At 70.0% G+C, this 13638-nt stretch carries 13 protein-coding genes and 1 pseudogene; 11 read left to right on the plus strand and 3 right to left on the minus strand.

Features of this window, described 5'->3' with window-relative positions:
* Positions 1-929: 929 nt before the first annotated feature.
* A complete protein-coding gene (locus SLINC_RS03890; protein WP_237281985.1) occupies positions 930-2333 on the plus strand; it encodes a hypothetical protein in 1404 nt (467 codons plus the stop codon).
* Positions 2334-2800: 467 nt separating this feature from the next.
* Here the strand turns inward: SLINC_RS03890 and SLINC_RS03895 are convergent, their stop codons facing one another.
* Together SLINC_RS03895 and SLINC_RS03900 are read right to left on the minus strand one after the other, a co-directional pair.
* Positions 2801-3031, minus strand: a complete 231-nt coding sequence (locus SLINC_RS03895; protein ID WP_067426693.1) for a recombinase family protein — start codon at positions 3029-3031, stop codon at positions 2801-2803.
* Positions 3032-3213: 182 nt separating this feature from the next.
* Positions 3214-3786: a TetR/AcrR family transcriptional regulator gene (locus tag SLINC_RS03900; protein WP_067426694.1), complete on the minus strand. Its 573-nt coding sequence runs from the start codon at positions 3784-3786 to the stop codon at positions 3214-3216.
* A 101-nt stretch (positions 3787-3887) separates the two neighbouring features.
* Here SLINC_RS03900 and SLINC_RS03905 point away from each other — a divergent pair, with 101 nt between their 5' ends.
* Positions 3888-4796 carry an alpha/beta hydrolase family protein gene (locus tag SLINC_RS03905; protein ID WP_067426699.1) on the plus strand — a complete coding sequence of 303 codons (909 nt, stop codon included), beginning with the start codon at positions 3888-3890 and terminating at the stop codon, positions 4794-4796.
* A 137-nt stretch (positions 4797-4933) separates the two neighbouring features.
* Here SLINC_RS03905 and SLINC_RS03910 read toward each other — a convergent pair whose 3' ends face one another.
* Complete coding sequence (locus tag SLINC_RS03910) at positions 4934-5437, minus strand: MarR family winged helix-turn-helix transcriptional regulator (protein WP_067426702.1); 504 nt, start codon at positions 5435-5437, stop codon at positions 4934-4936.
* Between the two features lie 384 nt (positions 5438-5821).
* Between SLINC_RS03910 and SLINC_RS03915 the strand changes: the two genes are divergently transcribed.
* The 9 genes and pseudogenes from SLINC_RS03915 (at position 5822) to SLINC_RS03950 (ending at position 13595) form a co-directional block, all read left to right on the plus strand.
* Positions 5822-6397: an NAD(P)H-dependent oxidoreductase gene (locus SLINC_RS03915; protein ID WP_067426705.1), complete on the plus strand. Its 576-nt coding sequence runs from the start codon at positions 5822-5824 to the stop codon at positions 6395-6397.
* Between the two features lie 97 nt (positions 6398-6494).
* Positions 6495-7439, plus strand: a complete 945-nt coding sequence (locus tag SLINC_RS03920; RefSeq protein WP_067426708.1) for an NADP-dependent oxidoreductase — start codon at positions 6495-6497, stop codon at positions 7437-7439.
* A gap of 29 nt (positions 7440-7468) precedes the next feature.
* Positions 7469-8419 carry an alpha/beta hydrolase gene (locus tag SLINC_RS03925; RefSeq protein ID WP_067426711.1) on the plus strand — a complete coding sequence of 317 codons (951 nt, stop codon included), beginning with the start codon at positions 7469-7471 and terminating at the stop codon, positions 8417-8419.
* A gap of 253 nt (positions 8420-8672) precedes the next feature.
* Positions 8673-9173, plus strand: coding sequence for a cupin domain-containing protein (locus tag SLINC_RS03930; RefSeq protein ID WP_067426714.1), 501 nt, complete (start codon positions 8673-8675; stop codon positions 9171-9173).
* An 83-nt stretch (positions 9174-9256) separates the two neighbouring features.
* On the plus strand, positions 9257-10075 hold the full coding sequence (locus SLINC_RS03935; protein WP_225988232.1) for an LLM class flavin-dependent oxidoreductase: 819 nt from the start codon (positions 9257-9259) through the stop codon (positions 10073-10075).
* 260 nt (positions 10076-10335) lie between these two features.
* Positions 10336-11142, plus strand: a complete 807-nt coding sequence (locus SLINC_RS03940; protein WP_067426720.1) for an alpha/beta fold hydrolase — start codon at positions 10336-10338, stop codon at positions 11140-11142.
* A gap of 51 nt (positions 11143-11193) precedes the next feature.
* Positions 11194-11421 (plus strand): annotated as a pseudogene (locus tag SLINC_RS49150) (transposase); the annotation flags it as partial.
* 468 nt (positions 11422-11889) lie between these two features.
* Entirely contained in the window at positions 11890-12522 is a 633-nt protein-coding gene (locus SLINC_RS03945; protein WP_375141520.1) for an RNA polymerase sigma factor, read from the plus strand.
* On the plus strand, positions 12519-13595 hold the full coding sequence (locus SLINC_RS03950) for a CU044_5270 family protein (RefSeq protein WP_067426729.1): 1077 nt from the start codon (positions 12519-12521) through the stop codon (positions 13593-13595). Before SLINC_RS03945 ends, SLINC_RS03950 begins: the two co-directional genes overlap by 4 nt.
* The last annotated feature ends 43 nt before the right edge of the window (positions 13596-13638 follow it).

Genomic DNA, 13638 nt, shown 5'->3' on the forward strand with positions numbered 1-13638 from the left:
CACGGAATTGTCTGACCTGGCAAAAGGGACGTGCCAAACAACATTCCGGTTGCGAGCGTCGGTGCAGCAAGGCCGGATCCCGGCACCCTGAGTCACCCGGAGAAGAGCACATGTCTTCCACCGGCGCGATGACGCTCCCCGAATCGGAAGCGCCTCAACAGCCGCTGCCTCGACGCCCCACCCGCAAGATCACCATCGGCCCGGTCGTCACCACCCTGGCGCTGTCGGTCCTCGCCACTCTGCTCGGCCCGCTGGGCGTCCTGCAGAGCGGGAGCGCGGCTGCACCGCACGAGGCCGGCAGCGCCCGCCGGAAGGTCGGAGACGCCGAGAGCCACCGCGGATCCATCGGGCGCATCCACGCTGTGGCGAGCGTCGGTTCCACCAGGTGGGCCAGGACCAGACCCCGCCGCCCGTCTTCGGCAACGACGACCGGCCCCCGGTGCCGGAGAACTACAGCGCCATCCAGGCGATGACAGGAACGCCACGCCACAGGCGCGCGCTCCTGTCTACGACCCAGTCCGGTTTCCGAGGCCACCTGCTTCCGGCCGATCGCCGCGTTCTTCGCAACCATCCGGCGGGACGGCGCACAGGGCCGCATCCGCGGCCCCCCTTGCGGCCCTCCTCCTCATCACCGCCCGCGACCCGGCCGGCAAGGGCTGGGGACCGCGCGACTCCGACGGTTCGACGCCGCTGGTTCGAACGGGCGATCACTTCCCTCCTCGGGAGAGCGGCGCGAATAAAACCCCGCAAACTGTCAAATTTTCATTCATTTTACTGCGGTACCGCAACTGCAGCACACAAGGAGAACGACCATGGCCAGTACCCCTCATCCGCGGATGTTCGTCGAAGACGGCCGGCATCCTCGCCCTCGCAGGGGTACGCCGCGGGCGGCGCACGCTGGGCCGGGTCGCATGAACACGGATCGCACCATGGCCTCGGCACAGCGGATGCTGTGGATCGTGGTTGGCGGATTCTGTCTGCTGTCGGCCGTCCTCGTACCGCTCACACTGCCGCTCGGCTGGGACGAGCTCGTGTACGCCAGCCGCTTCGGATCGTACGGTCCCGCGACCCCGTTCAGCGCCCCGCGTACCCGTGGCGTCCCTCTACTGCTCGCTCCGGTCGCCTCCTGGAGCGACTCGACAGTGCTGCTCAGGGCGTGGCTGCTCCTGCTGGCCGGCGGTGCGCTCTGGCTGGGATTCCGACCATGGCTGCGCATCGTGCACCGCCCGGCGACGGTGTGGGTGGCGGCCGGACTGTACGGCAGCCTGTGGATCACCCTGTTCTACGCCGGTTCCGCGATGCCGAACCACTACACCGCGATGGGTGCCACCGCCGCGGTGGGCTGTTTCCTCGCGCCGCGCCCCCGGTACGCGGGTGTCGCGTCAGGCCTGGCGGTGGTGACCCTGATGCGACCCAACGACGGTGTGGCCGTCGCCGCGCCGCTGCTCCTGGCCGCCGTACTGATGCCCGCACTGCGCGACCACGGCCGCCATTGGGAGCGTCTGTCGGCCGTGGCGGCCGGACTCATGGCGGGTGCGCTGCCCTGGGTCGTCGAGGCCGAGGTGCGGTTCGGCGGCGTGCGGAACCGGCTCACGGAGGCCGACGAGGTCCAGGGCGGTCTGCGGGCCGTCTTCTCCCTGCGAGCCCATCTCACCGCGCTGGACGGCCCGCTGCTGTGCCGTCCCTGTACGGGCGACAGCGTACGGCTGCCCGTGACGGAGTGGTGGGTGCTGCTGCCGCTGCTGGTCGGCCTGGGGCTGTGGGCGGAACGCCGGGCGCGCCGGTCCACTGCCCGGCTGTGGCTGTCCGTGGCGGTGGCGGGGGCCGCGGCGGCGCCGTATCTCTTCCTCGTCCCCTACGCGGCGCCACGGTTCCTGCTGCCTGCCTACGCCCTGCTGGCACTCCCTGCCGCTGTCGGGCTCCTCGCCGTCGTCCACCGGGCCCGCACCCGCCGTTCGCTGCCGACAGCCGCGGTGCTCATCCTGGCACTCCTCGGGCACTGGGGCATCCAGGCCGACCTCGTCCGCACCCATGCGGGCATCCAGCAGCGGGCCCGCGGAGACTGGAACCGGATCGCCTCCGTGCTGCGCGAACACGGGGTGCACCCGCCGTGTGTCCTCGCGGGAAACACCTCGACGATTCCCATCGCCCACACCGCGGGCTGCACTGTCACGGAGACGAGCACCCCTGAGCACCCCAGCGCGCTGATCCTTCGCGAGCGGAACCCACCGCACTGGGCGCGCCACTGGGCGCGCCACTGGGCGCGCCACTGGCCACGTTTCCCAGTGCCGGACACCTACAACCCCGGATGGACCGTCCTCGTGCGTCCATGACGGCCGGCTGTGCCGCTCAGGGCGGTGGGGCCATGCGGCCCCCGAGGTCCGCTGCGGCGCCCGGCGGCGCCCAAGGTGCCACCGCCCCGGCCGTGTCCTTTGATCGGCTGATCCCTCTCAGTGTCCACTGGGACGAGCTGGACGCAGTCGGCATGCTGCACAACTCCCGCTACCCGCCGCTCGTGGAGCGCGCGTGGCTCGGCCTGTGGCAGCAGGACGGTTTCCGCCCCGACGGCAGCGACGCCTTCCACGTGGTCACGGAACTGCGGGTCCCTACGAGGTGCCGGTCACCGGTCCCAGTTCGTACGCCGTCCATCTGTGGCTGGAGCGGCCGGCACCGCCAGCCTGACCTGTGGCTTCCGCTCACGCCCCCCTACAGGTCGACAAGATGCGACTGGTCGACGTCAGCGAGACAGGACGACAACCACTCCTCACCTGTCCACGTAGCGGATCCTCCGCGCGTCAGGTCAGCCGCGCACCAGGCGGAACATCTCGGAGATGTGGACGGTGTCGCCCGGCCGCGCGTACACGAGCAGCTCGGCGAACTTCGGACGCTGGAGGGGGTGGAGACGGCTGGAGGCGCCCGCGGCTTCCTCGAAGGCGACCGGGTCTTCGATCCCGGCCTCGTCCAGGACGAGGTTCCGGCGGTCGGTCGACTGCTGGTCGGGCGACACCCGTTTGTAGACCAGGTTGGCCATGCCGCTCTCCGTGTCGGTGCTCGCATTCGACCCTAGCTGTCAGCAAACCCTGTCAGCAGCCGTCATCGGATCTGATTGGATCTGCGCCGCCATCAGCCCCCGAAAACCTGGACTGATTGGACGCCCGCCGTGCCTGCCGTCATTCGCTCGTTCAACGACACCCTTTCAGGTTGTCGACCTCGCTAGTCAGAGGTGGTGAACATTCCCGCGAGAAGGGTGGTGACCATGCGTTTGGCGTCGTCCCGGCTGTAGTCGGGGCCGGTGATGCTGAGGTTTCCGATGGCGCGCATGAGTGTGTAAGCGGTGATGTCCAGGCTGATCTCGTCGTCGGCGGTGCATGCGTCCAGCAGGGTTGCGCAGGCCGGGACCAGGGTGTCGAGCATGAGGGCGTGGAGGTTCTCCAACCCTGGGTCGCCGGACCCCAGCGCGGCGCCGAGGCCGTGCTTGGTCACCAGGAACTCCACGAACGCGTCCACCCAGCGGGCCAGGGCGATGAACGGTGAGGCTGATTCCTCCAGGAGCCGGGGCCCGAGTGCGGCGCAGGTGTCGATCTGGTGCCGGTAGACGGCGGTGACGAGGTCAGCCCGGGTCGGAAAGTTCCGGTAGATCGTGCCAACGCCCACGCCAGCGCGTTCCGCGATGTCGCGGACAGGGGCCTGGACGCCCTGATCAACGAAGGCTGCTGCCGCAGCCGCCAGGACGGCGCTGCGGGTGCGCTGTGCCTGTGCCTGGCGCACCCCGACGGAATCCGGCACGGCTCCTCCTTTGCTCGCGGAACGATGTTCCGCTACGTTGGCGGAACGATGCTCCGCCAAAGTATGGCAGAGCCTTGCCACGAAGAAAGCGCGGGTCCGTCATGCCCTCTCACCCTCTTGACCGGCGAATCTTCTCGGTCAGGCCCATCACTGTTCCCGCGCCCGGTCGCGGCCTCGACCTGAAGGTGAAGGTCACCGCCCCGCTCTCGGGCCGGGACCTGCCCGTCATTGTGTTCTCCCACGGCAACGCATGGTCTATGAACGGGTATGAGCCCCTTGCCGACCGGTGGGCCGCGGCTGGGTTCGTGGTGGTCCAGCCCACCCACCTGGACTCGCGCCGCAACGGCATCGGGTGGGACGACCCGCGCTTCGCCACCATCTGGCGCGTCAGGATCGCCGACCTCCACGCGATACTCGACAACCTCGACGACATCCTTCTCCAGGCCGGTGACCTGCCGGAGCGTACCGACCGCGAGCGTGTCGCGGTCGTCGGCCACTCCTGGGGTGCCCAGACCGCCGGCGCTGTCCTGGGTGCTCGCGTGTTCGATGCCGAGGGCAAGCCGGGGGAGGACTTCTCCCACCCCGCAGCCTCCGCCGGTGCGCTGATCGCCGCGACCGGGACCGGGGACACGCTCACCCCACTCGCCGTCGAGCACCTGCCGTTCATGAGGCCGGACTACTCCACCATGACCACCCCGGCCCTGGTCGTCGCGGGCGGCAAGGACCAGTCGCAGCTCTCCACCCGGGGGCCGGAGTGGTTCACCGACGCCTATCACCTCAGTCCGTCCCCGAAGAGCCTGCTCTTCATTGCCGACGGCGAGCACACTCTGGGCGGCATCGCCGGCGAGGCGGTCGCCGAGACCACCGACGAGGACCCGGCTCGCGTCGCCCTCGTCGCCGACACTGTCTCCGCCTACCTCTACGGCGCCTTCAAGCTCGACGACGCCCCGTGGGCCGCTCTCGGCAACGCCGCTGACGGCGACGGCAAATGGAGCATCTCCAGCAAGTGAACCCGGCCGGGCCGGGTGGCGGGGTCCGGTCCCCGGCAGTTGAGTCTGCCGCCCCCGTCGCCCCGACTGGCCGGACCGCCGGGGGCGGCGTCGAGCGGGACGTGTCGTGTCCCTACTGCGTGGTCTGGGTCGAGTCCTTATGCTCCGCCTTTGCGGCGGCGCGGCGCGGCCGAGCGGGACGGCATCGAGCGCATGTGGTCGCGCACCGGCGCCAGCACGCCGGCGAGAGCTTCGACGTCGTCGCGCGCAAGCGGCTTGAACAGCAGGCGGCTGACCACCTCGACATGCCCTGGCAGCACCTTCGCGAGCAGCTCACGCCCGGCGTCGGTGAGGGTGACGGTGATGCTCCGTTCGTCGTCCGGCGAGGGAGCGCGGACGACCAGGCCCCCCTTCTGGAGCAGATCCACCTGGTAGGTCAGGCCGCTGCGGCTGTAGACGACGCCGTCGGCCAAGTCGGTCATGCGGTGACTGCCCGTCGGAGAGTCTCCGAGGCGGGCCAGCAGCTGGAACTGCACATAGCTGAGATCGCCGGCCTCGCGCAGCTGCTGCTCGACGGCATGCCGGAGCAGGCTGGTCACCTCGATGAGGTCGAAGTAGGCGCCGAGCTGCACGGGGTCGAGCGACGGCGGTGAATCAGGCATGACCGAAGTCTACTGCTTCGAATTCGAAGAGTGTGGCGTGGTGCCGTTCCGACCACCGCAGACGGAGCTGGAAGTGAACTCCTCCTCGAACTCCGGTGCCGTCCCGGGCCAGCGGGTCGGGCGGACGCGAGGATCTCCCGGCCCGGTGTCGTGACCTTGTGAGCGCACGATGTGGGCAGTGTTGGGCCCGACTGAGCACCGCAGAACATGGAGATCGGGCAGTGGCGCGGCGCAGGGTTACGAGTCGAAGGACGGCGCCGCCGCCCACGTATCCCGAGGACCCGCCATGAGCATCCCCTACCTTGCGCAACGTCGCCCTCGGCCCTCCCCGGTGACGGCACGACAGTCCGGCCGCAGCGCAGAAGCCGTGAGCACGATGCCGGGATGAGCACCGCCGCGTGGAGCCCGGTGTCTCTGGCCGTCCTGTGCGCCGGCGTCGGCTACGGGCGCCCGACCCGACTGCTCGCGGACCTGGTCGCGGAGGCCGTGTGCCGGTCACTGGCAGCCGGGGGTGCACGCGCCGAGGTGGAGGTGCTGGAGCTGCACCGACTGACGGCCGACCTCGCCCAGCACTCCGCCCAGGGCCGCGCCAGCCTCGACCTGCGGGAGGCGATCGCGGCCGTCGTGACAGCGGACGGGCTGGTGGTGGCGACCCCGGTGCTCGCCGCATCCCCGAGCAAGGTGTTCGACTCGTTCTTCGCCGTCCTCGGGGACACAGTCCTCTCCGGCATGCCGGTGCTGCTGGCGCTCAACAGCGGCTCCCACCGGCAGCCACCCGACCTCGCACAGGTGATGCACAGGCGCCTGACCGACGTGCACGCCGAACCCGTGCCCACGGTCGTCGTCGCAGGCCCCGCCGACTGGCAGACCACGGCGCTCAGCGACGCGGCGCGGCTGCGCGCCTGCATCGGCCGAGCCGCCGTCGAACTCGCCGCGGCGATGCGCTCGCACCGGCAGTAATCCACAACACTTGCTTCGAATTCGAAGTAGAGGTACCGTCCTCAACAGTTGCTTCGAATTCGAAGCAGCATCGATCGCAGTGAAGGTGAGAACCGAAATGAAGGCAGTGCGTTTCCACGAGTACGGCGCCCCCGACGTCCTGCGCTACGAGGACGTGGAGCAGCCCGTCCCCGGGGCCGGGCAGGTCCGCATCCGCGTCGCCGCGACATCGTTCAACCCCGTCGACGGCAACATCCGCGGTGGCTTCATGCAAGGCCCCATACCGGTGCAGCTGCCCCACACGCCCGGCATCGATGTCGCCGGCACCATCGACGCGGTCGGCGAGGGCGTCGACGGCATCGCCGTCGGCGACGACGTCATCGGCTTCCTGCCGATGGACGGCAACGGCGCCGCCGCGCAGTACGTTCTCGCGCCGGCCGACGTCCTGACCCCGGCCCCCAAGAGCGTCCCCCTGGCCGACGCCGCCGCGCTGCCGCTGGTGGGCCTGACCGCGTATCAGGCGCTCTTCGACCACGCCAAGATCACGGCCGGGCAACGCGTCCTGATCAACGGAGCCGGTGGAGCGGTCGGCGCCTACGCCGTACAACTGGCCAAGAACGCCGGCGCCCACGTCATCGCCACAGCCAGTCCGCGCAGCAGCGAGGCGGTCACATCGGCCGGCGCCGACGAAGTCATCGACCACACCACCACCAGCGTGACCGCCGCGGTAACCGAACGCGTCGACCTCGCACTCAACCTCGCACCGGTCGCCCCGGACGAACTGGCCGCGCTCCTCACGCTGGTCCGATCCGGCGGGGTCGTCGTGAACACCACGGTATGGATGCCCGCCCCCAGCGACGAGGAGCGCGACGTGAAGGGCATCGACCTCTTCGTCCGCAGCGACGCCGACCAGCTGGCCCAACTCGTGGCGCTGACCGACCGCGGCGAGCTGCGCGTCGACGTCGCCGAGCGGGTATCGCTGGCCGAACTCCCCGCGCTCCACGCCCGGGCCGCCGAAGGCGCGGTGCACGGCAAGGTCATCGTGGTCCCGTCCGCCGACTGACGCCGATCCTCCACCTCAAGGAAAAGACCATGGCACTCAGTCTGGATCCCGAAATCGCCCAGGCGCTGGCCCCGATGGCCGGTGCGATGGCGGACGCCACACCACCGGCCGTAGGCGACATCGCGGCGCGGCGCGCCATGTGGGAGCCGATCATCGGCGCCGCGGGAACGGCCCAGCCGATCCCGGCCGGCGTGCACACCAGCGAGCACCACACGACTGCAGGCGACGGCGCGCGGATCACCATGCGCTGGTACACCAAGGACGGCGCGGCGCCGGGCCCGGCCGTGCTGTTCTTCCACGGCGGCGGATACATCTTCGGCCACATCGACCTGTTCGACGGCCCGGTCTCCCGCTACGTCTCCGCCAGCGGCGTGCCGATGCTGTCGGTCGAGTACCGGCGCGCCCCCGAGCATCCCTTCCCGACCCCGCTCGATGACGCCTACACCGCACTGCGCTGGCTGCACGCACACGCCGCCGAACTCGGCGTCGACCCCGACCGGATCGGTGTGATGGGCGACAGCGCCGGCGGCGGCATGGCCGCGGGACTGACGATCCTCGCCCGCAAGCGCGGCGGCCCGAAGATCGCCCGCCAGATCCTCATCATGCCGATGCTCGACGACCGCACCACCACCCCCGACGCGCACATCGCGCCCTACCTGCTGTGGTCCTACGACGACAGCCTCACCGCCTGGCCGGCCCTGCTCGGCGAGGCCGCCGGCGGGCCCGACGTCCCGGCCACGGCGGCCCCGGCCCGGCTCAAGGACGCCACCGGCCTGCCGCCGGCCTACATCGAGGTCGGCCAGCTCGACGTCTTCCGCGACGAAGACACCGCCTACGCCACCAAACTCAGCCGGGCCGGCGTGCCGGTCGAATTCCACCTGCACCCCGGCGCCCCGCACGAGTTCGACTCCATCGCCTTCACCTCCGACGTCGCCCGCCGCGCCATCGCCGACCGCGTCCGCGTCCTCAAATCCATCTGAGCCGCCACCGAGCGCGCTCACCCCATGCCGCAGGAGGGGTATGCAGGCGCTCCACACAGGTAGCCCCTCGCCACGTTGCCCGCCGCGATGGAGTCCCTCGGGCACCGGCACGAACACACTGAAGCACCGCGCGGCCGGGCCGGAATCCCACTTCGCGCAGCATGCGCAGCTACGGCCTGGAGACTGCCGGACTCCATTCGACCCGCCCGGCGCCTGATCCTCACCTGACTGACCTCTGAAGGAGACGATTCCGATGATCCCCGACGACGACCTGTCCCGCTCCCTGACCGTGGCGGACCCCGACGATCCCGGCACGACGTACATCTCTCTGGTGGGCAACACGTACGCCATGCTGGTCACCGGCGAGCAGACCGACGGCCGGTACTGCCTGATCGACATGCGCGTCCCCGACGGCGGTGGCCCGCCGCCGCACCGGCACGACTTCGAGGAGATGTTCACGATCCTCGAGGGCGAGATCGAGTTCTCCTTCCGCGGCGAGAAGCACACCGTAGGGGCCGGGTCCACGGTCAACATCCCGGCCAACGCGCCGCACAACTTCCGCAACGCTTCGGGTGCGCCGGCCCGCATGCTGTGCATGTGCACCCCCGCAGGCCAGGACGAGTACTTCCTGCGCATCGGCGATGTCGTCGCGGGCAAGGACGCGCCGCCGCCACAACTGTCGCAGGAGGAACTCGCGGAGCGCCGCCGCCGCGCGGCCGAGTTGGCCTCGACCTACCGGAGCGAATTCCTGTGACTCGCAGGGCCGGCAAACCCGGCACCGGTCGGCAGGGTGAGGTTCCCCGCTGAGCTGAGCAGCAGGACCAGGAGCAGCGCCGCATGATCCGCCTTGGCTGCCTCCGAGGCGACCGCGGACCAGTGTCCTTTCCCGCTCCCGAGACAGCGGCCGACGTCGAGCAAGCTCCGGTCGCTCAGGAGACTTCCATGCCCCTCCCTGTCCTGTTCGGCGCAAACGTAGAGCCACATGCCCTCCCCGTCGGCCGCTCCAGCGAGCAGGCACTACTCATCGACAGTCTCGGCCTTGGCCTTCTCACCGTCCAGGACCACCCGTACCAAGCGGCGTTCGACGACACGTGGACACTGCTCACCTTCCTGGCCGCGCGGACGCGACATGTCACGCTCGTCCCGACGGTCAGCTCCCTGCCGTTACGTCCACCGGCCGTACTGGCGAAGGCTGTGGCGACCTTGGACAGACTGACCGGCTCCCGTCGCACGCCCAGAGAGGCCGTCGACGCACTTGAATCGGCGATCACCGTCATCCGGGCCATGTGGAGTGGCGAGCGCAGTGTGCGAACGCACGGCGCGCACTACGCGCTCGCCGGCGTCCACCCCGGTCCGGCGCCGAGCGACGCACTGCCCACCGCTGTCCGCCGCATCGACGACGCAGCCCTGGCGGCGGGCCGCGATCCGGATACGATCCGCCGGGTCTACAACATCGCCGGTGTCATCCCACCGCAGTCGGCCGGCCCGTTCCAGGGGCCCGCCTCCCAGTGGGCCGAACACCTTGTCGCGCTCGTACGCGCCGTCGGGATGAACGCTTTCGTCATCTGGCCCGAACGAGACCACACCCGACAGATCAGCGCGTTCGCCGCCGAAGTCGTACCAGCGGTCCGCGAAGCCCTCGCACGGAAGACCTGACCACTCCGTGCCCTCCGGGCGCCTGGGCCGGTCAGCGCCCCTGGCACGACGCCGGCTGGTACCCGTCACAGTCCTTCCTTCCCCAGGGCAGCGTCGTGCTTCTCACTGGCCACAAGGGCGGCGCACTGAACTGCCCCTGTCCGCCGCGTCGTCGAGCGCACCGGAGCCCGCGTCACCTCCACCGACCAGGTACAGGTACTGGCCGAGCTCGCCGCCCGCTCCGCCGGCCCTCACTCTTCGACCCAGCCCCAGGTGATCCCATGAGCGACGAAACGCCCCTCCCCCACGGATTCGAGAGCATCACCGTCACGGCGAACGGAACCCGGCTGCACGCCGTGGTCGGCGGGTCCGGTGCCCCCGTACTCCTGCTGCACGGCTGGCCCCAGACATGGCGGGCCTGGCGCCACCAAGACACACAGGCACAGGACATGCGCGAACTCCTCGCACAACTCGGCATCCACGGCGGCGTACACGTCGTCGGGCACGACATCGGTGGCATGGTGGCCTTCGCCTACGCCCGCCGCCACCCCGAGGAGGTCGACCACCTCGTCCTCGTCGAACTGGCCCTACCCGGCTTCGGCCTGGAGCAGGCCATGGACGTGGCCTCCGGCGGTCTGTTCCACTTCGGCCTCTTCATGACCGAAGAACTGCCCGAGCTGCTCCTCGAAGGCCGGGAGAGCGAATTCCTCACCTGGTGGTTCGACTGGTTGTCCGCGGTACCCGGAACCTTCCCGCAGGAAGAGGTCGCCACCGTCGCCTCCTCCTACCGCGGATACGAGGCCCTGCGCGCCGGCTTCGCGCACTACCGCGCCCTCCTCGAGGACGGCCGCGTCAACCGGGCCTGGCACGAAACCGGAGAAACCCTTCCCATGCCCGTACTCGCCGTCGGCGGCGAGCACAGCTCAGGCGCCCGACTCGCCGACAGTCTGGGCACTGTCGCGCCGCACCTGACCGGGGCGGTGATTGCGGGCAGTGGCCACTTCGTTCCCGAGGTACGTCCCGATGCCTTCGCCCATGAGCTTCTCCCGTTCCTGTCCGCTCCACCCCGACCCGCCGGGCGCGTCTGAAGAGACACACCGCCGGCACTGCAACGGTGTTCGGACGGGCAGCTCGCTGCAATGCTGGTGGACCGGGCCTGGAACCAGGGCCTGCAGCTGACCGGCGAGGGCGGGCTGGTGCAGCAGCTGACCAAGCGGGGTACTGGAGTCCGCCCTGGAGGACGAGATCACCGACCACGCCGGCCACGAGAAGCACGACCCGGCCGGGAAGAACAACGGCAACAGCCGCAACGGCACCCGGGCGAAGACCGTATGACCGACGTCGGCCCGGTCGAGGTGAGGGTGCCCGTGAGATTCCCTCCTTGCCGACCGGACAGGCCCTGGCCCCTCTGCAGGAGGCCGACACTGCTCGGACGATAGAGCGGATCAAGGCGTGGCTCGGCGGCTGCCACAGAGTTCACCGCCTTCACAGCCATCGCCTGCACCCTGGTTGGCTACCGTCGTCTCGCCAAGTGGGACAACCTCTCTTCGGGTTGCGGCGATTCGTCATCAGGCCCGGATCGGTCCACGCCGAACAGCCTGCGCGGCGAGTCGTGCGGCGTGGCCTGGGGTACGACCGTGTCGTCACCGTCGAGCCGGCTGCCGGGGCCGAGCCGGGTGGTCCGAGACGTTGTCCTGATCCGCGCGGTGTCCCGGCTTGATAGTGGTGTGCGGATTGGCCGCTTCCTTGGTGCGGAGGTGACTCCCGGGACCGGTGTGACGTAGGACACGGGAACTCGCTCGCACTCGCAGTCAGTTCAAGACGTGACCACAGATATGCGAACCCGGGTGCGAACTGGAGATCCGGACGCCTTCGCGGAACTTTTCGACGCATACGCCCGTGCGGTGTACAACCATGCTTTCCGGCTGACCGCCGACTGGTCCGCGGCCGAGGACGTCATGTCGACCACGTTCATGGAGGCGTGGCGGCGTCGTGCGTCGGTCGAGGCCGACGGAGGCTCGCTGCGGCCGTGGCTGCTGGGCATCGCGACCAACGTCGCCCGCTCCCAGTACCGCAGCAATCGGCGCTACCGGAACGCGGCCGAGGCGGCGGCAGCCGCGGGCGCCGCCGAGGAGCAGGTTGAGGACCACGCCGAGGAGACAGCCGCACGGCTTGATGACCGGCGTCGGATCGCTGCCACGCTCACCGCGCTCAGCCTGCTCAAGCGCCCCGAACGCGAGGTCCTGACGTTGTGTCTGTGGGAAGGCATGGAGTATTCCGAGGCCGCCCGCGCCCTCGGCGTCCCCGTCGGCACCGTCCGTTCCCGGCTCTCCCGCGCCCGCGGCAAGCTCCGCAAGCTCGCCAACGCGGAACTGCTCAGAAGAAAACGGGAACCCACCACCGCCAACCGGCAGATAACAGGTGATCGCGGATACGTGATCCGGTCCGCACAGGAAGGAAACCGATGAACGCCAGCCCCTCCCAGCCACGCCCGGCTGAGTGGACGGAGACCCAGGGACTCCTGCCCTCCGTCGAGCGGGATCTGCCGGCGGGCCGCCACCAGTTCCACAAGGAGCAGATGATGGCCCAGATCCACGAAGACCTCCGCACCGACCGCACCCCCACCCGCCCGGCCCTCGCCCCGCGGCGCCGCAACCCGTTCCTGCGCCGTGCGATCGTGCTGCCCGCCGCGGCCTTCGCCCTGGCCGGCGCGGTGGTGGCCGGCGTCGCTCTGTCCGGCGGCAACGGGGGCGGCGGTAGGGCCTCTCTGACCACCGGCCCCGCGCTGACCACCCAGATCGGCGCCGCCGACGCCAAGGGCGCCCCCCAGCTGCTCGACCGCATCTCCCTGGCCGCCGCCGAGGTCTCCATGCCCACCCCGCACGCCGGCCAGTTCGTCTACATCGCCTCGAAGGTGGCTAGCACCTACCCCCGGACCATCGACAACAAGACCACGGTGGTCAGCCAGGAGCTGCACTCCCGCCAGGTCTGGAACTCCCTCGACGGCAAGAACGGCTGGCTGATCGAAGCGGGCGAGACGAGCGACAAGGGCATGACCCTGTCCAGCGGCACCCCGATCGACTCGGCCTACGACGCCTTGGTGAAGCTGCCCACCGACCCTGCCCAGCTGTTGCAGCGGATCTACCGGGACTCGGACGCGCACCGGGACCCCGAAGTGCCCCGCGACCAGGCGGCCTTCGTCGCCATCGGTGATCTGCTGACCGAGAGCTACCCGCCGGCCGACCTCACCGCCGCCCTCTACAAGGCCGCGGCCAAGATCCCCGGGGTCGTGGCGGTGGACGACGCGGTCGACGCCGTGGGCCGTCACGGGGTGGGGATCGCCCGGCAGAACGACGCCGCCGGGGAGCGCACCGAGTGGATCTTCGACAAGAAGACCCTGCAGTTCCTCGGCGAGCGCAACGTCGTGGTCAAGAAGGTGGCGGACAGCCCGTTCAAGGTCGGCACCGTCACGTTCACCAGCGCGATCACACAGCGCGCCATCGTCGACGCCAGCAAGCAGGTTCCGGGGCAGGCCGGCTGATGCGTATCGGAAACTCATCGGCGGCGCTGGCTGCCTTGCTGGT

The organism is Streptomyces lincolnensis (assembly GCF_001685355.1).
In the GTDB taxonomy this organism is placed as follows: Bacteria; Actinomycetota; Actinomycetes; order Streptomycetales; family Streptomycetaceae; genus Streptomyces; species Streptomyces lincolnensis.

Coding starts and splice junctions, on each gene's coding strand:
- SLINC_RS03890 (WP_237281985.1), top strand. CDS start 930: ATGGCCTCGGCACAGCGGATGCTGTGGATCGTGGTTGGCGGATTCTGT.
- SLINC_RS03895 (WP_067426693.1), bottom strand. CDS start 3,031: ATGGCCAACCTGGTCTACAAACGGGTGTCGCCCGACCAGCAGTCGACC.
- SLINC_RS03905 (WP_067426699.1), top strand. CDS start 3,888: ATGCCCTCTCACCCTCTTGACCGGCGAATCTTCTCGGTCAGGCCCATC.
- SLINC_RS03910 (WP_067426702.1), bottom strand. CDS start 5,437: ATGCCTGATTCACCGCCGTCGCTCGACCCCGTGCAGCTCGGCGCCTAC.
- SLINC_RS03915 (WP_067426705.1), top strand. CDS start 5,822: ATGAGCACCGCCGCGTGGAGCCCGGTGTCTCTGGCCGTCCTGTGCGCC.
- SLINC_RS03920 (WP_067426708.1), top strand. CDS start 6,495: ATGAAGGCAGTGCGTTTCCACGAGTACGGCGCCCCCGACGTCCTGCGC.
- SLINC_RS03925 (WP_067426711.1), top strand. CDS start 7,469: ATGGCACTCAGTCTGGATCCCGAAATCGCCCAGGCGCTGGCCCCGATG.
- SLINC_RS03930 (WP_067426714.1), top strand. CDS start 8,673: ATGATCCCCGACGACGACCTGTCCCGCTCCCTGACCGTGGCGGACCCC.
- SLINC_RS03935 (WP_225988232.1), top strand. CDS start 9,257: ATGATCCGCCTTGGCTGCCTCCGAGGCGACCGCGGACCAGTGTCCTTT.
- SLINC_RS03940 (WP_067426720.1), top strand. CDS start 10,336: ATGAGCGACGAAACGCCCCTCCCCCACGGATTCGAGAGCATCACCGTC.
- SLINC_RS03945 (WP_375141520.1), top strand. CDS start 11,890: ATGCGAACCCGGGTGCGAACTGGAGATCCGGACGCCTTCGCGGAACTT.
- SLINC_RS03950 (WP_067426729.1), top strand. CDS start 12,519: ATGAACGCCAGCCCCTCCCAGCCACGCCCGGCTGAGTGGACGGAGACC.